13 protein-coding genes and 1 riboswitch are annotated in these 19182 nt (G+C 44.1%); of the genes, 2 read left to right on the top strand and 11 right to left on the bottom strand.

From position 1 onward, the window contains the following. Positions 1-266 precede the first annotated feature (266 nt). Positions 267-1232, top strand: coding sequence for a rhodanese-related sulfurtransferase (locus AAEO50_RS01460; RefSeq protein WP_341979644.1), 966 nt, complete (start codon positions 267-269; stop codon positions 1230-1232). A gap of 93 nt (positions 1233-1325) precedes the next feature. Here AAEO50_RS01460 and AAEO50_RS01455 read toward each other — a convergent pair whose 3' ends face one another. Then, the gene (locus AAEO50_RS01455; RefSeq protein WP_341979865.1) at positions 1326-5270 is read right to left on the bottom strand and encodes a 5'-nucleotidase C-terminal domain-containing protein; all 3945 of its coding nucleotides are present in this window, start codon (positions 5268-5270) and stop codon (positions 1326-1328) included. Between the two features lie 425 nt (positions 5271-5695). Next, positions 5696-8128, bottom strand: a complete 2433-nt coding sequence (locus AAEO50_RS01450; RefSeq protein WP_341979642.1) for a S8 family serine peptidase — start codon at positions 8126-8128, stop codon at positions 5696-5698. A gap of 449 nt (positions 8129-8577) precedes the next feature. Between AAEO50_RS01450 and AAEO50_RS01445 the strand changes: the two genes are divergently transcribed. Beyond that, positions 8578-8868, top strand: coding sequence for a hypothetical protein (locus tag AAEO50_RS01445; RefSeq protein ID WP_341979640.1), 291 nt, complete (start codon positions 8578-8580; stop codon positions 8866-8868). On the opposite strand, the gene AAEO50_RS01440 is transcribed toward AAEO50_RS01445, so the two are convergent. The 9 genes from AAEO50_RS01440 to AAEO50_RS01400 form a co-directional block, all read right to left on the bottom strand. Continuing rightward, on the bottom strand, positions 8865-10004 hold the full coding sequence (locus tag AAEO50_RS01440; protein ID WP_341979638.1) for a S1C family serine protease: 1140 nt from the start codon (positions 10002-10004) through the stop codon (positions 8865-8867). The genes AAEO50_RS01445 and AAEO50_RS01440 overlap by 4 nt on opposite strands. 15 nt (positions 10005-10019) lie before the next feature. Then, on the bottom strand, positions 10020-11174 hold the full coding sequence (locus AAEO50_RS01435; protein ID WP_341979636.1) for an FxLYD domain-containing protein: 1155 nt from the start codon (positions 11172-11174) through the stop codon (positions 10020-10022). A gap of 207 nt (positions 11175-11381) precedes the next feature. Further along, the gene (locus AAEO50_RS01430) at positions 11382-12734 is read right to left on the bottom strand and encodes an ABC transporter substrate-binding protein (RefSeq protein WP_341979634.1); all 1353 of its coding nucleotides are present in this window, start codon (positions 12732-12734) and stop codon (positions 11382-11384) included. 76 nt (positions 12735-12810) lie between these two features. Then, the gene (locus AAEO50_RS01425; protein ID WP_341979631.1) at positions 12811-13623 is read right to left on the bottom strand and encodes a carbohydrate ABC transporter permease; all 813 of its coding nucleotides are present in this window, start codon (positions 13621-13623) and stop codon (positions 12811-12813) included. Then, positions 13620-14531, bottom strand: coding sequence for a sugar ABC transporter permease (locus tag AAEO50_RS01420; RefSeq protein WP_341979629.1), 912 nt, complete (start codon positions 14529-14531; stop codon positions 13620-13622). The genes AAEO50_RS01425 and AAEO50_RS01420 overlap by 4 nt, the downstream gene beginning before the upstream one ends. Beyond that, positions 14528-15661: a sn-glycerol-3-phosphate ABC transporter ATP-binding protein UgpC gene (locus AAEO50_RS01415; protein ID WP_341979627.1), complete on the bottom strand. Its 1134-nt coding sequence runs from the start codon at positions 15659-15661 to the stop codon at positions 14528-14530. Before AAEO50_RS01415 ends, AAEO50_RS01420 begins: the two co-directional genes overlap by 4 nt. A 594-nt stretch (positions 15662-16255) precedes the next feature. After that, a complete protein-coding gene (locus AAEO50_RS01410) occupies positions 16256-17071 on the bottom strand; it encodes a MetQ/NlpA family ABC transporter substrate-binding protein (RefSeq protein ID WP_341979624.1) in 816 nt (271 codons plus the stop codon). Positions 17072-17092: 21 nt separating this feature from the next. Then, entirely contained in the window at positions 17093-17758 is a 666-nt protein-coding gene (locus tag AAEO50_RS01405; protein WP_341979621.1) for a methionine ABC transporter permease, read from the bottom strand. After that, positions 17748-18761: a methionine ABC transporter ATP-binding protein gene (locus AAEO50_RS01400; protein ID WP_341979619.1), complete on the bottom strand. Its 1014-nt coding sequence runs from the start codon at positions 18759-18761 to the stop codon at positions 17748-17750. The genes AAEO50_RS01405 and AAEO50_RS01400 overlap by 11 nt, the downstream gene beginning before the upstream one ends. A gap of 114 nt (positions 18762-18875) precedes the next feature. Next, a riboswitch (SAM riboswitch) is annotated at positions 18876-18981 on the bottom strand. Between the last annotated feature and the right edge of the window lie 201 nt (positions 18982-19182).

Genomic DNA, 19182 nt, shown 5'->3' with positions numbered 1-19182 from the left:
TTCTTCTCATTCTGTCAAAAATATCTATTTTTTTCAATTTCAATGTATTAATATTCCAAAACAACTTCATTATGTCACAAGAGGAAGATGAGTCATAGGTTGGAACCTTCCAGATTCCCCCTTCACTGCCTCGGAATCCCGAACATTTTTCCGTAAAACCTGGTACATACCATATAAAATTTGTTATAATATGATGTCGTAAGAGTAATAAGGAAAAGATCCTAAGATTATATCTTGCAAATATAAATCGATAGGTGGAATTTAATATGAGTCAAAAACCTTACAGAGTCCTTCTGTACTACAACTATGTATCAATCGAAAATCCTGAGGAAGTGACTGCGAAGCATAAGGAATTATGCCAGGAACTCGGCCTTATGGGACGTATCCTGATTTCTTCTGAAGGAATTAACGGAACGTGCTCAGGTACGATTGAGCAGACAGATGCTTACATGGAAGCGATGAGAAATGACCCTCATTTTCACGATACTGTCTTCAAAATCGATGAATCAGACGAGCATGCTTTCAAAAAATTAAAAGTGAAACACCGTCCAGAGCTTGTGACACTTCGTCTAGAAGATGACGTGAATCCACATGAGATCACTGGTCAGTATTTAGAACCAAAAGATTTCTTCGAGCAAATTCAGCAAGAAGATACAATCCTGCTTGATGCGCGTAATGACTATGAATATGATTTAGGTCATTTCCGCGGAGCAATCAGACCTGATATCCGCAATTTCCGCGACCTGCCGGAATGGGTCCGTGAAAATAAAGAATTATTAGCCGATAAAAAAATCATCACTTATTGTACTGGCGGTATCCGATGTGAGAAATTCTCAGGCTGGTTATTGAAAGAAGGCTTCGAGGATGTTGCTCAATTACACGGTGGAATCGTTACTTATGGTCAAGATCCTGAAGTGCAAGGTGATCTATGGGACGGCCAGCTTTACGTATTTGATGAGCGTATCGCGGTACCTGTTAACCGTAAAGAGCACGTTGTTGTCGGTAAAGACTACTTTGACGGCGAGCCATGTGAGCGCTACGTGAACTGTGCCCACCCGCCATGTAACAAGAAAATTCTCTGCTCTGAAGAAAACGAGCATAAATATATGAGAAGCTGCTCTGATGAGTGCCGCAGCAGCGAGGAAAACCGTTATATCGTCGAACACGGTTTGACTGAGAAAGAAGTGGCAGAGCGTTTGGCAGTGATTGAGGCTGAGAAGCAAACTGTATAAACAAATTAAAACTCGAATCGGTCTATGGGCCGATTCATTTTTATTGTCCTTTAAAAAATCCAGATCCCTTTAAAAAGGGATCTGGATTTTTTATTAGTTACCTTTCTTTTTCCCTTTCCCTGAATTACCAGGTACTTCAGGACCTTCTGCACTCATGAAGAACCATTTCCCATTGGATTTGGTCCAACCGTTTTTGTCTTCTTCATTAGGTCGCAGCCATTTCGCATTTGAATTGGCCCCTCCGAATTTAAGGGTTCCATCTTCATTCAAGTGATACTTTTTACCGTTCCACTCGATTTTTCCTGTTTGCATTTCACCGTCTTCGTTGTAGAAGTACCAGTTACCGTCACTGTATACCCATCCAGTTAAGACTGGCTCTTCATCAGGCTCAACCTCTTGGACGATTCTCCCTTCCACTTCAGGTGAAACAGGGCTGTTTTTAGCCAGATAATCCGTAAACACTTCAAAATCCACTAGGAATAGATCTGTTTGACGGCCTTCATCTTTCGCTTGTTTAAACATATCATATCCGTCTCCGCCATTCGCAGTGAATGCGTTGGTCGCTACACGGTATGTCTGTTCCGGGTCGATTTCCTGGAATCCGTCAGCCGTATTCACTTCGACAGACCATACTCTTTCGCCAGCCGGTTTGTTTACATCATACTTGAAGTTGATTCCTGATACCTGCAGGAATTCACCCGGTGCATCTTCGCCTTCCACGCGTGATACACTGTGCTCAAGGGCATCAAGGATTTCTTGGCCAGTAAGGTCAAGGGTTACTAGCTGGTTACCGAATGGCATTGTAGTGAGTACTTCACCAAGAGTGATTTCCCCAGCGTCAATGGAAGCACGGATTCCTCCTCCATTTTGCAGCCCGATATATGTCTCAACAAATTCGTTCGCTTTGGCAACCATACCATCAGCAATCAGGTTACCAAGATTCGTTTCTTGTCTTCGAACGTCATTACGCTCACCATTAAGTACAACATCAGTAGAACCTACTACTTCACTTTTCAATTCTTCAAGCGGAGCTTTGTACTCTTGTACTTTGGCAAGAGCTTCGGCATCCTCTTCGTAATTTTCAAGATCAAGCACTTCACCAGCGTGGCTTGTCAAAACACCTTCAGCATTGAACGTTACATCCAATAAGCCGAGAAGATTCAGGTATTCACCAGCCTGTACGATGACAGTAGGCTCTTCTTTTTCAATCACAACAGGCTCTTCAAGAACGGTGTGAGAGTGTCCGCCGACGATGATATCAAGACCATCCACTGCTTCGGCAAGCTCTAAATCATGAGAATAGCCTAAGTGAGAAAGAGCGATGATTTTGTTTACGCCTTCTTCTTTAAGCATATTGATTGTGGCATTTGAACTTTCAACTGCATCTTCAAAGACAACATTTTCTCCTGGGTTTGAGATGAAAGCTGTGTCTGGAGTGGTCAATCCGAAGATTCCCACTTTTTCCCCATCCACTTCTTTGATCATCGCCGGATAGATGTTTCCGCCTTCTCCTGGCTGTCCGATTTCATTTTTCACCAATGGTTCCAGGTCAGCGTCGCCAGTCACGGTAACGTTCGATGACACCATCGGGAAGTTCATTTCTTTAATAAAATTGGCAAGTGTTTCTGAATCTTTGTCGAACTCATGGTTACCCAATGTCATCGCATCGTACCCAAGCTCGTTCATGAACCAAAGATCAGCAAGACCTTCATATTGACGGAAGTAAAGTGTGCCTGAGAATACGTCACCAGCATCTAACAGAAGGGCATTCTCTTTTTCTGCACGAACTTCGTTTACTGCTGTGAATAAACGAGGGTATCCTTCAACATGGGCATGCGTATCGTTTGTGTGCATGATGGAAAGATCGAATTCATCATTTGTTTCTTCCGTAAAATCAAGCTGTGCAACCAACGCATCATGATCGCTTGCGCGGCCGTGCTCTTCCATATAAGGAGAGTTGAAGTTGACGATATCAAATTCTGCACCGGCAGCTAAATGATTGGATACAAGCAAGTGATCAAGTACTTGCGCGTTCCCTTGGTATGTGTAAGTGTATCGTTCATTTTCAGGAAGTGTTTCAACAAGGTTTGTTAAAACATCACCTTTAAGGGTTTGTAATGGAGCAGAGAATTCAAAGTCATTCAAATCTCCCATTACCACTACATTTGCATCTGCATTCTTTTCATGAATATCTGTTACAAAAGAGTTAACAATTTGAGCAATTTCCAGGCGCTGTGCTTCGCTGCCCAGTACAGGCGGTTGATTTTTACCGAATAATGGCTGGTCTCCGCCTTTAGAATTGAAGTGGTTATTGATGACAATCACTTCTTCACCGTTAAAATCGAATTCAGCAGCCAATGGCTTACGGCTGTCATCGAAAGCAGGGTTAGTCGGATCGATTCTGCCCGGGTTGACCGTCAGAGATCCATTTTCATATGCAACAGCTGTTGTTGCATCGCCTTTTTGAGCTTCTTCAAGCGTTACGCGTTCAGGATTGTAAAGATAGCCGACACGGATATTCCCTCCTGGAACTCCACCGTCCTCTTTATCTTGAGGGGCAACTTCAGTCCATGCATATGTTGGACCGCCGAAGCTCGCAACCGCATCGCTGAGTGCTTTGTAGTTTGCATCTGCTTTTACAGTTCCATCGTCAGTCCTTCCACTTTCGTCAAGGACTTCCACAAGACCGATGATGTCCGGAGAATCCAAGTTCTCCACCATTGATTTTGCAAGCTTGTCACGCTTTTCAGTGTCAGAAGCCACGAAGTTTTCGATGTTGTATGCAGCAATGGATAGTTCCTCGTTATCTTTTTCGATTGTTGTCACTTCTGGAGTGAATTCGCGTTCATTCAACTCAGGAAGTTCTGCTTCATTCACTAGGATCTTGAAGTTACTGTAGCCATAGCTGACTACACCATTTACTGTTCCGTTAAATTGATCACCAGTTTTTGCGACATAGTCACGGTTATCCAGTAATAGGAACATTCTTTCAGGGTTTTGATTTTCTTTTGTCAGTAGAGGAGCTCCCTCTTTTGTATATGCTTTACCTTCGACTTGCTCAGTAATGACCGGAAGTTCACCGTATTTTTGAGGGCCAGTGATAGTAGGGCTCTCAATGGCGACGCGCATTCCTTCCAGGCTTTCGTAGAAATCGATTCCGTCTTGTTCCGGATCGAATTCAGCGAATTGATCATTGTCGATCACTGCAGACGGTGGTGTTACGTCTTCCCCGATTACAAGTGCTTCAGGAAGAGTGTTGCCGCTGGAAACGACAACAACGTTTCCATATTGAGCGTTTAGCTCTGTCATCGCTAAGTCTGTCTGTAATTTTTCATCGTACCCATCGAGTACCCATTCTTTCACCTGACCATCAACTTTTACATGGTCACCGACTTGGACACCGTGAGCTGGCTTGTACACAAGCAGCGCTTCGGAAGTATCCGGATTCTCATCTGGATTAGGGTCTTGCATGTAGAAGTTACTTGCATCGTCAACATGTGTGACGATCCCTTCTACTTCTTTTACTTTTTCAGAGACATAAGGAGATGTGTGGCTTTCTCCCTGGATGTCATGGATGCTTAAGCCTTCGATGCCTTCGTAAGGGGTTGGTTCTTCTGGCTGCTCACCTTCGAAGGACATGGCAGAGGCATTTTTTAGTGCAGGGACATTAAAGTATGCTGTTAAGTCTCCAGTAACAACTACTTTTTTACCGATAATATCAGGGTTTGTTTGAAGGCCAAAAGCCGGACGGAAAACAGACGGAACTTGTACCGGCAGTATTTTGGCAGGGTCCGTTTCATCCAGGCTATCAGCAATAGCGAAGTTGTAGTCATTGCTGAAAGGTGCTTCAAAATTATAACTATTGGTTGCAAGGGTGTGACCAACAATATACCCCGTAACAGTTCCGGTCCCCTCATTATTCTCAATCGCTTCCTGAACCGTCATATAGTCGGCAGCAGAAGCAGTCGAACCGATTGGAACAATATATCCAACCAGCATGGCAAAGATCGTTGTCAAAATAAACAACTGTTTTTTCATGATTTTCAAACTGGTTCCTCCTCTTTCTCTTTTTAACAGTAAATTTGGTCCAACCTTATAATGCAAACGCTTACATAAGATGTCATTTCTCTCCGCGAAAACCCGTCCTTTTCCCCAGAAGATTTTCAGGCGGATATTTATTTATCCTATGAAAACACCTCCATGATTTTTTTCCAATAACCGCTTAGTATGTAGAAATTTGACTAAGCTTCCTTTTTAATATAGCATCTTTTCGTCGAATTTTAAGATATTTTCAATTATTTTACAAAATCAGAACTTTAGACTTACAAATGTTACATAGGATATGAAATTAGACCCATTTTTAGTTTACTTATATATTAAAGTCTGCATTCATCCTTTGTAAAAAACAAAAAGAGACAGGCATTTTTTTACAAAGCCCGTCTCTTAACGCTTTAATTGAACATTTACTCTACAGTAATAACATCACTATTAGTGTAGTCCAACTGTCCATTTTTCACTGCATAAACAAAGAAATAATAGTTGCCAGGCGCCAGGTTTTCACCGTTTATTTTTCCATCCCAGCTTAACGTGTTATAGTATTTTGGCAAGTCTGTATAAACAGGACCGTCCCCAACATGAGTCATATCCGTTTTATATACCCAAATACCTGCTTCTTCTGCTCCGCCCGGCAGATATACTTCAAGGTCATATCCGTTCTCTGTCTCGGTAACCGTTACACCCCCATCGATACGCGGATAATCCGGCTCTTTAACAAAGAGAATGGTCGGCACTTCTAATTCACTTTCACCATCACTGACTACTATGGTTCCTTCATGATACCCCGGTTCCAATTTACTTGCGTCTACTTGTACTTTAAAATTCACTTTTTGTGATTTGTTTGCTTTGATTTTCAGGTTCTTGCTGGTCTTCACTTTGATTGCTTCCGGGTTTCCTTCAAACTCTACATCAAAATTGTACTTCTTATGTTTGTCCGAGAGATTTTTAATCGTGAAATGCTGCTTTTCTACCTGCTTTCCATTTTCTTTGGAGAAGACACCAAACGAATGGCTACCAGGTGTCACAAGTGTTTCTGCATTGATGGCATCCACCGGACGGATACTCCCTGCACCTTGTGTATTATGAGGGTATGATTCACCCGATTTATCATAAAGATTAACTGCAGTATTCATCAGGGCGGCCTTTACATCATCCACACCCCAATCACTGTGGGCATCCAGCAGTAATGCAGCAGCACCGGCAACATGCGGGGATGCCATGCTTGTTCCTTGTTTAGAAGCATATCCATGAGGATTCTCTTCATTATGTGTCGGAACTGTACTTACAATATTTACTCCAGGAGCGGAAACGTCCGGTTTGATCATCCAGGTATCCAATACCGGTCCGCGTGAAGAGAAGTCAGCGATCGTTTCCCCTATTTCACGGTCGAACTCCAAATCAAACGCTACTGTGTTGTTTCCTTTTTCTAACTCATCAAGCATTTTCTGACCGTCAGTCCCTGACATCTTAAAAGTCGGAACTGCCATTCCTGGAATCTCATATTCAAATTCATCTGGTGCACTATTGAAGATGATTGCCCCTGTAGCACCAGCAGCCTTGGCATTTGATGCTTTATCAACAAAAGGAATGGCACCGCGTTTGATGAGCGCGATTTTCCCTTCTACATCTTTGCCTTCAAAATCTTCCACTGTCCCTAAACCTGCATACACATACTCATATTCGTTTCCATCAAGGGCAAGCAATTCTTCATCGCTCGTGAAGCCCATCACTTTATCCGTTTCATACGCAACTCCGCCTGTGGTCGTGATCTCGGAAGTGTATACATTATAAGGAAGCTGAGTGGCTCCTACAGAAATGGCATCGCGTGAAGTTCCCGGTGAACCGACCGTCCAATTATCAGGGCCCGCGTTACCGTTGGATGTAACCGCAACGACCCCTTCTGCCATTGCCCAATCCAATGCAATACTCGTCGCCCAGTCAGGGTTATTTAAACTATTACCCAAGGAAAGGTTCATCACATCAGCACCGTCTTGAACCGCTCTTTCAATTCCAGCCACAACGTCTTCAGTGGTACCGCTGCCGCCAGGACCCAGCACACGATAAGCCAGCAAAGTCGCTTCAGGTGCAACCCCTTTTATCTGTCCATTTGCTGCAACTGTACCAGATACGTGCGTTCCATGAGTCGTTTCTTCTCCGCGTGGATCTCCCTTTGGCGTTTCCTGCGGATCATTATCATCGTCGACGAAATCATATCCTTTGTAATCGCCAAACGCATGAGCTAAATCAGGGTGTGTGTAATCTGCACCAGTATCAATGACAGCGACTGTGATTCCTTCACCGGTATAACCGGATTCCCATGCCTCATTCGCTCCGATGAAAGGAGCACTGTCCAGCATCTCAGGATGATAAGCATCCTCTTCGATGGTTACACCATCAGAACCTGTCACGGTGTATGTAACATTCGGGTATACTGCTTTCACCCCAGGCACAGCCAGTAAACTCGGAATTTCATTTGACTTAAGCTCCATGGAGAAGCCGGAGAACACATGATCATATTCACGTTTCACCTTACTTGATTTTGCTGCATCCTTAACATCTTTTTTTACCTTATCGCGTGTTTTTGCCAAGTTGGCTTTCGACTGCTTCTTTCCTTTATGTTTTGCTTCTACAACTGATTCTTCCTCCAGCTCTACAATGACGCTGGTGACTTTCGAAGACGTGGTATCCAGATTACCGAAGATTTCTGCTAGTTCAGGAGGTGTCTGGGCTTGAGGTGTACTTACTTTATTAGCCTGAGGGGCAGCACCAACACTAATTGTCGATAGAATAAATACTAGAATGATAGATAAAATTGAAGCATGAAATAGACGTTTTTTCATTTAAGGGTTTCATCTCCTTTTATTTTTTGTTGCTTGTAATCTAAACCCTCACCTTCCTTAATTACACATTTTTTCATAACATTACTAGGAATTCATTTAAAGAGGCTTATTTTCCTTGAGCAAAAAGCACTATTATTCTACTTATTTATGTAAAAAAAGAGGTTATTCGACTTTATTAACGGCTTTTTAATTAAAGTTCAAGAGATTAATAGAGGAATTCAAGAAGGCTAGATGTTAAAAAGGTTTCTAGAAGTTTTATGGTCATTTGACTGCCATACTCTTATTTAAGGGTGGAGAAATGCCGAAAGAGTCTTACACAAATGGGTAGTTTGTTCAACATTTCTTCCTTTAAACAGCATATTAAAATATTGTAATATTTTCACATTTTACTGGTATTTATTGGATATACACCAAGAAAGGAAAAATGGAGAATTTCTTATGGGAGCAAAATGAAAGGTATGATTTTCAACAAACAATCCTTCTACATCAAAGAAGAAAACGGAAAATATACGGCCAGCATCAATGTAGAAGAACGCTATGCCAGCAGCTGGAATGACCCATTCAATCCCGACGCGACCATCATCATTCCTAAAACCTACTATTATACTTACTACTGCGAATATGATGAATCGGCTGGGCAATGGTTTGTGTATGGTTCGAAGGAACATTCGAGGTTGATGATTAAGGAAGACGATGTAAGGAGCTTAAAGAAACTAATGCCCCTTACATCTACCTTCTAATCTATTTTCTTCGCATCACCCGAAAGGATTTTCAATTGATCATTTTCGTACCCGAGTTTATATGTGACTCTATATTTACTGTATCGAAAAGTTCCTTCGATGTTTTCTTCTGCACTGATTATGGCAACGACGGTATAGGAGTCACCATTATCTGTACTGGTAATTTCATCAATGGCGACCGATTCCGTCTGAAGATATCCGTTGCGTAAATCTTTATAAGCTGTTTCTTGCTGCCACTCACTCCCCAGAAGAGAATAGGCTGTAACATAATCTTGATAATTTACACTTTCATAGAAATAATGAACTACATACTCAGCAACTTCTGTATTAAGAGGTTCTTTATAGTTGTATTCTTCATTCTCGGTCTCAGTCGCAGCTACTGTCTCTGGCAAAATGGTCATTGGAGACTTTGACCACCCTTCAATCATGGAGAGCACATTTGAGAGAGGGATACTGAAGCCAATAGCCCCCTGGTTGGTCCCTGCTGAATTGATTCCGAGCACTTCCCCTGTTTTCACATCGACTAATGGGCCACCACTGTTCCCTGGAGCAATCGGCGCGGATATTTGATAGACGTCTTCATAATGATAGGGCTCCAAATCAAAATCCCGGTCCACTCCGCTGATGATCCCGGTGGTCACTGTATTTTGTAGTCCGAGGGGGCTCCCAAGTGCCAATACTTCTTCTCCAATGTCTGCCTTATTTTGACTTACTTTCAGAAAGTCTGACTGCGCAAGTCCCGGTACACGAACTACCGCCACATCGGTATCAGAGCTTATTCCGATAACAGTGCCGTCAAACTCTCTTGAGTCGGCTGCAATAATCCTTACATCTTTCACATTTGAAACCACATGAGCATTGGTGATGACGTCCCCCTTATCATTATATAGGAAGCCCGACCCCATTCCTCCTGGCACCTCGATCTTCACCACGACCTTTTGAACGTCCCTGATGATTTCTTTTAATTCTTTTGTCATTTCAGGTTTTTCATCAGCCTTTTCCTCTGTTACCACTGCAATAGCTGATTCCGCTTTTAATTGGTTTGGAACTTCCTTGTTTATAAGGTAAACAGACACCATCCCTGCCCCAACAATAATGAAGGAAACGACAATACTTGTTATCCATCCTGCTTTCATGTAACTCACCTTTCCCTATTCCACATACCATGTGATATTGTCAATTTCCACTGAGGTTGTTTCATCATAAACATAATAAACGGAATCACTGAATGAAGCTGTATCTCCTGCATTTAAATAGTAAGGAAACACGGACGTGTAGCCTGTTGTCAATAAACTTCCGTCTGATCCGTAAACGGAATAAGAGATATCAACCGAATATATAGAAACAGTGGCTGTATTTTTCACTTCCCCGTAGATATGTAAATCTCCGTATTCATCGACTTGGGTTTCTAATGAAATCAGTTCTACAGCTTCTGTGCGATTTTTTAAGTCTTCTTGTGCAGCCATCTCCATCGCTTGCTGTATTCGTTCTTCTTCTGCTTTTTCAAATGACGCTTTCTTTTGTTGGATCGTTTGTTTTAAAGCGGTCAGTTTCTCATGATCACCTGAATGCGACATTGCTTTCTCTACGATAGCAAAAGCATCCGAAAAATTATTTTCCATAAGAGCATTTTCCGCTTGATCACTTGTGATCTGTACCATTCTATTAATGATTTGGTCTTTGACTTTAGGCGCTTCCCCAGATGATAATGACTTAATTACACTTAATTTATTAGCCAGTTCGTCAATTGTAGTAAGCTTATCTACTTCCTCTTTGATTTTCCCGACCGTTATGGTGATTTCAGCTTCTTCTATTTTTGCAGAAAACTGATTCAATAAAGGAGCTTCTTCTTTCTTTTTAAGCTCTTTCAGCTCTTCCACTTGTTTTGTGGCATTTTCATAGTCTCGTTTTTTAATCAATTGAGCGATTTGATCCATAGAGTTTTTATAGCTTAGGGCTTTCTCGAGAACACTGATTTCTTCTTTTAAAATTGCATATTTCGGTCGGAGTGACCTTGCTTTTTTCAAATATTTAATCGCTTCATCGTACTTCCCTTCTAAGGCGAGCTCCTCCGCTTGCTCTTTCCAATTAGCGACTTTATGATTATTGCTCTCCTCAAATGAATAGTAGCCATAAACTCCGCCGCCTGTCAGTAATAGTGTAAGAAACGGCACTAGGAGCATAGCAGTCACTTTCCCGGTGGAAGGGGGTACTGATGATTCCTTTTTTTCTACCCTTGAAGAGTTATCATGGTCTTTTCCCTTATTGAGTTCAGTTCCACAACCGCCGCAAAACTTTGCACTCATACTTTGTTTTTCTCCACATTTATGGCAAAACATGTGTTTCTCTCCTTTATCTTCTTTCTTTGTTATGTATATCGGCATTTTTCACAGAAAACTACACTAAATAAAGTTAAAAAGAAGTTTTAATAGAGAAAGTTTAAATCATTCATAATTTCCTCTAAACATAATGAGAGACAGACCTTAAACTGAAGGTCTGCCCCATTTTACATATTACTGCTTCGTCTTATTAGCTATCTCAATCGCCCGATTCGTGCCTTTCACCGCTTGATCCAATGCTTCCTGCGGATCTGTTCCCTGATACAGATTCTCCAGTGCCGTCACGACTTGCTGACGGGATTCAGGGAATACAGAGATCAGTGCACCTTGGGTAGCAACTGACGGGGTCGTCTGCTGAAGCTGATCAACAGTAACCTTGAATTGCGGGTACTTCTCCCACTCCTGCTTCACGATGTCTTCATCATAAGCAGACGGGTTGATTGCGAAGTAGCCTGTTCCGATATGCCATTTCGCCTGGCTTTCAGGTGTTTGGAGGTATTTCATGAATTCCCATGCGGCTTCCTGCTTCTCCTCTGAGATTCCTTTTGACATCCAGAGGGACGCTCCGCCGATGGCCACTCCCTGGCGCTCCACTTCTTCAGGATATGGAATGAATGCGACGCCCACTTCAAACGGTGAGCTGTTGATCGCATTGGCTACACCTGCTGATGAATCCAGGTACATGGCGACTTTTCCGGTTTGGAAAGCGGCACGGATGTCATCCCAGTTTGTTCCGTAGTTGCCGAATGTTCCGGCTTTGTTCATGTCATCGAGGAACTTGAAGACGCGGAGACCTTCTTCCCCATTAAAGACTGCTTCTGTTGCATCGCCTGCACGCCCGTTTTCTTCGTTCACATATACCCCGCCTTGGGTGGCGACCAACTGTTCAAAGAACCAGCCATATGTGAGCATGGAGAAGCCGAAACGCTCATCTTTTTTCGTTAATTTTTCAGCAGCGGCTTTTACTTCTTCAAAGGTTTGAGGCGGACTTTCCGGATCAAGCCCGGCTTCTTTGAATGCGTCTTTGTTGTAGATCATAACCGGTGTAGAGGAGTTAAATGGCATGGAATAAAGTTTTCCGTCCACTGTGTAGTAGTTCAGGATATTCTTTTCAAGCTGAGACACGTCATACTTATCCTTGTCGATGAACGTCTGCATCGGTTCGATAAATCCGCTTTCGATCATGTATTTCGTGCCGACTTCGAATACCTGTGTGATCGCCGGGGCATTCTCTGTTCCACCGACACTGCGCAGTTTCGTCAGCGACTCTTCATAGGTTCCCTGGAACTCCGCGTTCACTTTGTACTTATCCTGAGAGTTGTTGAAGTCGGCGACGATTCCATCAAGCACTTCCTGTCCTGCTCCTGACATCGCATGCCAGAATTTAATCTCCACCGGCCCGGAACTCTTTCCATCATCTGAACCGCCGTCTTTCGGCTTTTGACTCTCACTGTTCGAACAGGCCGTCGTGAACAGCATGGCCGCCAGCACACTAAAAATGAACAACATCCTTAGCTTTCTTTTCATTGCGGTAACACCCCTTTTTGTTATTTATGCTAAAACATGCCAGAGCTTCGTAGAGCAGCAGGCATGTGAAACACCGCTATTTCAATGCTCCCTGCGTCAGTCCTTTTTGCAGCTGTTTCTGACCGAGGAAAAGAAGCAGCAGGGTCGGGATGATCACAATGATGACGCCTGCCATGACGACTCCCCATTCGGTCGCCATCTCCTGTGTCTGCAGCTGCTTCAAACCGATTTGAACCGTTCGGACCGAGTCATTGGTCGTCACAAGGAGCGGCCATAGATACATATTCCAAGTCGTCAGGAAGCCATATGCTCCGAGTGTTACCAGACTTGTTTTTGACACGGGCAGAATCACTCTCCAGAAAAAAGCGAATCTGCTCAAGCCGGCCACCTGTGCCGCTTCATGCAGTTCCTTGGGAATCGTTTTAAAATGCTGTCGCAAAAGAAACGTCCCGAAAGCCAGGGCGAAAAACGGAAGTGACAGCCCCTGATACGTATTGATCCAGTCCAGCTTCTGGATGGTAAAGAAGTTCGGGATCATCGTTGCTTCCCATGGAATCATCATAGTTGAAATGAATAAGAAGAAAATAAAATCTCTTCCTTTGAACGGGATGAAGACAAATGCATAGGCCGCCATGCTGCAGACCACCAGCTGGCCGAGCATCACACTGAAGGAGACAACGAAACTACTGATCAGGTAATTCAACAGCGGCAGCCGGTCAAACACCCTCAGGTAGTTTTCAAGCGTAAAAGACTGAGGAAGGAATTTTCCCTGCAGGATTTCCGAGCCGGTCATAAAACTGATCATGAACGCATAAAGCACGGGAAAACAGACGATGAATGCCGATACACTAAGGAGAACATAGAACAGTATTTTCCTAGAGATACTCATTGATAATGCACCTTCTTTTCCCCCAGCTTGAATTGCAGGATCGTCACGATCAGAATGCAGATAAACAGGAACACTGCCTGCGCACTCGCCGTTCCAAATTGATAATTGATGAAGGCCTCCCGGTAAATCGAATAGACGATGAGATTGGTAGACTGCGAAGGGCCTCCTTTGGTCAGGATGTCGATCTGGCCGAATGTCTGAAATGCGTTAATCAGCGAAATCGTGATAATGAAGAACAGTGTAGGCGACAGCATCGGGATCGTGATCCTTCTGAGCTGATACCAGTACCCCGCTCCGTCAATGCGGGCACTTTCATAGAGGTACTCATCGATGTTCTGAAGGCCTCCGAGCAGGATTAAAAAAGAGAATCCGGTGTTAAGCCAGATGGTCGAAATGGACACGGAAATCAGTGCCCACTCAGGATCAAGCAGCCATTGGACCTGCGGCAGATGCAGGAGGCTCAGTAGCCGGTTGAACATTCCGACGCTCGGATGGAAAAGGAATAACCATACCACCGAGGAAGCCGCGACCGATATCCCCATGGACGAGGAATACATCGTCCTGAAAAAGCCGACTCCCTTCAATTTTTCATTGGCGATGAGTGCAAGGAAAAGTGCTAATATAATTCCGATTGGGACGGTATATAAAACAAAAAGGATGGTCGCTTTGATGCTGTTCCTGAACTCGGGCGACTCTAGTAAATAAGCGTAATTTTCAAGACCGACAAACAAGGCGGCATTCCCCTGCTGATCGGTTAGGAAAAAGCTGAGATACAGTGTCCGGAACATCGGGTAAAAGATAAATACAGCAAACAATAATATAGAAGGAAAAAGATAGAGCATGGCGGTTCTGACGTTCAGTGACTTCTTCCACAGACTTGGTGAAGCAGTACTTCCGCGGGCTTTCATTTGAGCACCTCTTGGTCGAACATGTAATTTTCGATATCCGTCGGGGTTTTTACGATTTGATTCGTTTCGCTGTCAAAAAAGCAAAGAGATTCGTAGTTTATGACAATCGGGATCACGTCCCCCACATTGATCCGCCACTGGCCGGTCCACTTCGCCATCCATTCTTTTTGACCAAGTTTGAAGGCGAAGATTGTTTCGTTCCCGAGCACCTCAACATTGATGACTTCGACATGGATTTTATCTTCCGGGTTTGTATCTTTTGTGGCAGCTTTCAGATGCTCAGGACGGACACCGACGAGGATGCTTCCTGACTTTAGAAGTTCTTCGTCTTCTTGCGGAATGGTGATGCGTCCCTCGTCTCCCAGATGAAGTTGAGAGGTTGCTGCATCGTAACTCGCTTCACCGATATTCATAGGAGGAGAACCAATGAAAGTCGCCACAAATGGATTTGCCGGGTTATTATAAATATCTATCGGCTTCCCGATCTGCTGAATCTTCCCGTCATGAAGAATCATGATCCGGTCCCCCATCGTCATCGCTTCGACTTGATCATGAGTGACGTAAATCATGGTGATCCCCAGCTTTCGTTGTATCTGCCTGATCTCAGACCGCATATGTGCCCTTAATTTGGCATCAAGATTGGACAGCGGTTCATCCATCAGGCAGATCGGGGCCTGATTGACGATGGCGCGGGCAAGTGCGACACGCTGCCGCTGCCCTCCGGAAAGCTCGCGCGGTTTCCTTTTCAGATAGTCAGAGAGACCAAGCATCTTTGCCGTCTCTTCACATCTCGCCTTCCTCTCTGCCTTGGGGATTTTCTTTACGTGCAAACCGAAAACGATATTCTCTTCAACTGACAAATGTGGATAGAGGGCATAGTTCTGGAAAACCATCGAAATATTCCGCTTGCTCGGCGGGAGATTGTTTACCTCCTCATCCCCTATCTTCAGTACACCGGCGGTAATATCCTCAAGTCCCGCTATCATCCTCAGCATCGTACTTTTCCCGCAGCCGGACGGACCGACAAGCACAAAGAATTCACCTGGCTCGATGGTGACATTGATATTTGTAATGACTTCGGTCTTCTTGTCGTAAGACTTTGATACATCAATGAGCTCAACCTTTTTCACATCGTCTTCCCCTTTCCTCAAGGAACTGCATCGTTTTGAAGCGTTTTCAAATTTATGGGGTGCTTTTTAGTTGTGTACCTGGTACATAGAGAGGCTGCTGTACCTGGTACACAGAGTCGCGGTTGTACCAGGTACAATTCTACGATTCTGTACCAGGTACAAAGTGGGGCTTCTGTGCCTGGCACAATTCTTCGGTTTTGTGCCAGGTACAAAATGCGACTTCTGTGCCTGGTACAATTCTACGATTCTGTACCAGGTACAAAATGCGACCGATGTACCTGGTACAAATCCAATCGGTTTTCCACATAAAAAAAGAATCACAAACATAACCTAGGTGCGCCTAAGCTCATGATGTGAATCTCCGGGTCTCTACACAAAGTTATTAACTTGTAAGGTCTTTCCTCAACTCCCAAAATTGGAAATCAATAACCAATGTGAGTAAAGTATATGAAGGGATAAGAGGTTGTATGAACAAAACTTCCACCATTTTAACGCATTAGCGTAACGAGGGACGGGCTTTTAGCGGGGTAACCCAACGAGGGACGGGCCTTTAGCTAGCTAAAGGCCCGTCCCTCACTACATTAAAGTATGAAATTATTTCATCCACTCCGGCTTTCCAAAGCCTTTGAATTCTTCATCGATGACTTTTTCGAATTCTTCTGCTTCCACGACTGCTTTGATGTCTTTTGCCAGCTGTGAGTCAACGTCTTTTGTGTTCATGACGACACGGTTTCGGTATTGATCTGGCATGTTTTCAAGCTGGAGTGCGTCAAGCAGATCCATTTTTGCAGCCAGTGCATAGTTTCCTGGAACTGCTGACAAGTCAACGCTCTCCACCGCTCTTGGAAGCTGTGCCGCTTCGATTGGCTTGAATTGAAGATTCTTCACGTTTTTGTCGATGTCTTTTTCAGAAACGGTCAGCGGGTCGGTTCCTTCTTTCAAAGTAATCAATTCCGCATCCACTAAGATTTGGAACGCGCGTGCTGCGTTTGTCGGGTCGTTCGGGATGGCGATGGCACTGCCTTCTTTGATGTTTTCCAGTGAATCAAACTTGTTTGAATAGATTCCCATTGGTGCAGTCGGCACGACGATGACTTCCGAAAGCTCCATGCCGTGCTGCTTCGCGAATGTTTCCATATAGATTTTATGCTGGAATAGGTTTGCGTCGAGGTCCCCCTGCGCGAGTGCGTTGTTCGGCTGGATGTAGTCGCTGAATTCTTTCACTTCAACGGTGTATCCTTTTTCCTCAAGCCCCGGTTTGATTGCTTTTGTGACCATGTCACTGTAAGGACCGGATGTCGCCCCGATCGTGATTTCTTTCTTATCCTCCGAGCTTGCTTCTTCTCCGCCGCATGCTGCAAGAAGGCTTACTGTAAACAATGCTGCTAAAAGTAAAATCCATTTTTTCATGAAATCTTCCCCCTAAAGTATTTATCTTTTATCTACTACTCTTGCAAAAATATCGCCCGTATACTGGATGAGCTGAACCAGGCAGATCAGAACAACGACCGTGGTGATCATCACGGTATTGTCGTAACGGTAATAGCCGAAACGGATAGCGAGGTCACCGACACCGCCCCCCCCTACGATTCCTGCCATCGCGGAATAGGCGACCAGACTGATCGTTGTAATGGTGATTGCCTGTATGACAGCAGGCTTTGCTTCCGGCAGAAGTACATCTTTGATGATCATCCAAGGACTCGCACCCACCGAAACCGAAGCTTCAATGACACCCTTATCAATCTCACGGAGCGCCGTCTCCACCATCCTTGCAAAAAATGGGATCCCAGCCACAGATAACGAAACGGAAGCGGCTGTAGGTCCGATGGTCGTCCCCGTCAAAAATTTAGTAAGAGGTAAAAGTGCAACTAATAAAATAATGAACGGAACCGAGCGGACCATATTGACTACAAATCCGACGATCTTCTTAATGAACCCGTTTTGCAGGAACAATCCCTTGTCTGTTACAAAAAGGAGAACGCCTAGCGGCAAGCCGAGTAAGATCGCGATGGCCAAAGAAATGCCGACCATATATACGGTTTCGAGAAATGCTTTATTTAACTCTGGTAAAATTGCAATCAATGAATCAGGCAGCACGGTCAAGCACCTCCAAGCTTTGCGTTTTAGCGGTTATGTAGCGGATTGCCGCCTGTATTTCAGCTTCCTCGCCGATCAGTTCCATGATGAAGATCCCGAGCGGCGTTTCCTGGATATACTCTATCTTGCCATGAAGGATATTCCCGCGAACCTTGTATTTTTGGAACACCTCTGACACGACGCTCTCTTCTGCAATCGAACCCTTGAATTGGATCTTGATCAACCTTCCTGTCCGGCTGTTCAGCAGGTGAGGCGGCAATTCAAATTGCAGGATGTTTTCGATAAACTGCTTCGTCAGCGGCTGCCTCGGGTTGGCAAAGAGGTCGTATACCGCTCCTTCTTCGACGATTCTTCCGTCCTGCATGACGGCCATTCTATCGCAGATTTCTTTCACCACTTCCATTTCGTGAGTGATGAGGACAATCGTCAATCCAAGCTGTTTGTTGATATCTTTTAACAGTTTCAAGATGGATTTCGTTGTGCTCGGATCCAGCGCGGAAGTCGCCTCATCGCAAAGTAAAACTGATGGGTTGTTCGCAAGCGCCCGTGCGATTCCGACCCTCTGTTTTTGTCCGCCGCTCAGCTGGGCGGGATAAGCCTGGGCCTTATCGCTTAATCCGACCATTTCCAGGAGTTCGTTCACCCTTGGTTCGATTTTCGCTTTTGGGACCTTGGCTGCTTTTAAGGCAAAAGCAAGATTCTCATACACTGTTTTCGCTTTGATGAGATGGAAGTGTTGAAAAATCATGGAGATCTTCTGACGTGCGAGGCGAAGGTCTCTAGAAGAAAGCTTCGTCAAGTCCTGGCCGTCGATGATGATTTCTCCCGATGTAGGCTTTTCCAGCAGGTTCAGACAGCGGATGAGTGAGCTTTTTCCAGCGCCGCTGTAGCCGACGATTCCGAAGACTTCCCCTTTTTGAATGGTGACAGAAACATTATCCACACCGAGTACCGTCTGTTTTTTTGTCTTGTATTCTTTCACAAGGTTTTTGATTTCAATCACATTGGCCACCCCTTTTATTTCTAAAAAACTCCCTTGCCGGTTGGTATCCACGGTACTTTTTTAAATAAAAAATGCTCCTTTCAATTACTGAAAGAAGCATCGCGTATGTATATCGACTTATCTTTCAGAATGAGATTCATTCTGCAGGAATTAGCACCGTTCCATAATGGAGGTTGCCGGACGTCATAGGGCCTGATCCCTCGGTCACTCTTGATAATTGAAAGTATTTAATTTTCGAAGTTTTTAATCTTATAGGAGATGTTATATGGTTTGTATTGGAAAGTCAATAAGGGATTTTTTTGCGATTTTTACTGTAAGCGATTTCTTTGTTGGAGTGGCGGGGAGAAATTTATTGAAAAATTCCTTGAACACCGCTTTTGATTTCCGTGGAAGACTTCGCTTTCCGCGGGTAGCCCGTGAG

The sequence above is a fragment of the Rossellomorea oryzaecorticis genome, assembly GCF_038405515.1.
Classification (GTDB): domain Bacteria; phylum Bacillota; class Bacilli; order Bacillales; family Bacillaceae_B; genus Rossellomorea; species Rossellomorea oryzaecorticis_A.
This window is presented reverse-complemented; position numbering and strand designations above follow the sequence as displayed.

What these genes read in the sequence shown, in the direction of transcription:
- AAEO50_RS01460 (WP_341979644.1), top strand. Translation starts at nt 267, where the DNA reads ATGAGTCAAAAACCTTACAGAGTCCTTCTGTACTACAACTATGTATCA.
- AAEO50_RS01455 (WP_341979865.1), bottom strand. Translation starts at nt 5,270, where the DNA reads ATGAAAAAACAGTTGTTTATTTTGACAACGATCTTTGCCATGCTGGTT.
- AAEO50_RS01450 (WP_341979642.1), bottom strand. Translation starts at nt 8,128, where the DNA reads ATGAAAAAACGTCTATTTCATGCTTCAATTTTATCTATCATTCTAGTA.
- AAEO50_RS01445 (WP_341979640.1), top strand. Translation starts at nt 8,578, where the DNA reads ATGAAAGGTATGATTTTCAACAAACAATCCTTCTACATCAAAGAAGAA.
- AAEO50_RS01440 (WP_341979638.1), bottom strand. Translation starts at nt 10,004, where the DNA reads ATGAAAGCAGGATGGATAACAAGTATTGTCGTTTCCTTCATTATTGTT.
- AAEO50_RS01435 (WP_341979636.1), bottom strand. Translation starts at nt 11,174, where the DNA reads ATGAGTGCAAAGTTTTGCGGCGGTTGTGGAACTGAACTCAATAAGGGA.
- AAEO50_RS01430 (WP_341979634.1), bottom strand. Translation starts at nt 12,734, where the DNA reads ATGAAAAGAAAGCTAAGGATGTTGTTCATTTTTAGTGTGCTGGCGGCC.
- AAEO50_RS01425 (WP_341979631.1), bottom strand. Translation starts at nt 13,623, where the DNA reads ATGAGTATCTCTAGGAAAATACTGTTCTATGTTCTCCTTAGTGTATCG.
- AAEO50_RS01420 (WP_341979629.1), bottom strand. Translation starts at nt 14,531, where the DNA reads ATGAAAGCCCGCGGAAGTACTGCTTCACCAAGTCTGTGGAAGAAGTCA.
- AAEO50_RS01410 (WP_341979624.1), bottom strand. Translation starts at nt 17,071, where the DNA reads ATGAAAAAATGGATTTTACTTTTAGCAGCATTGTTTACAGTAAGCCTT.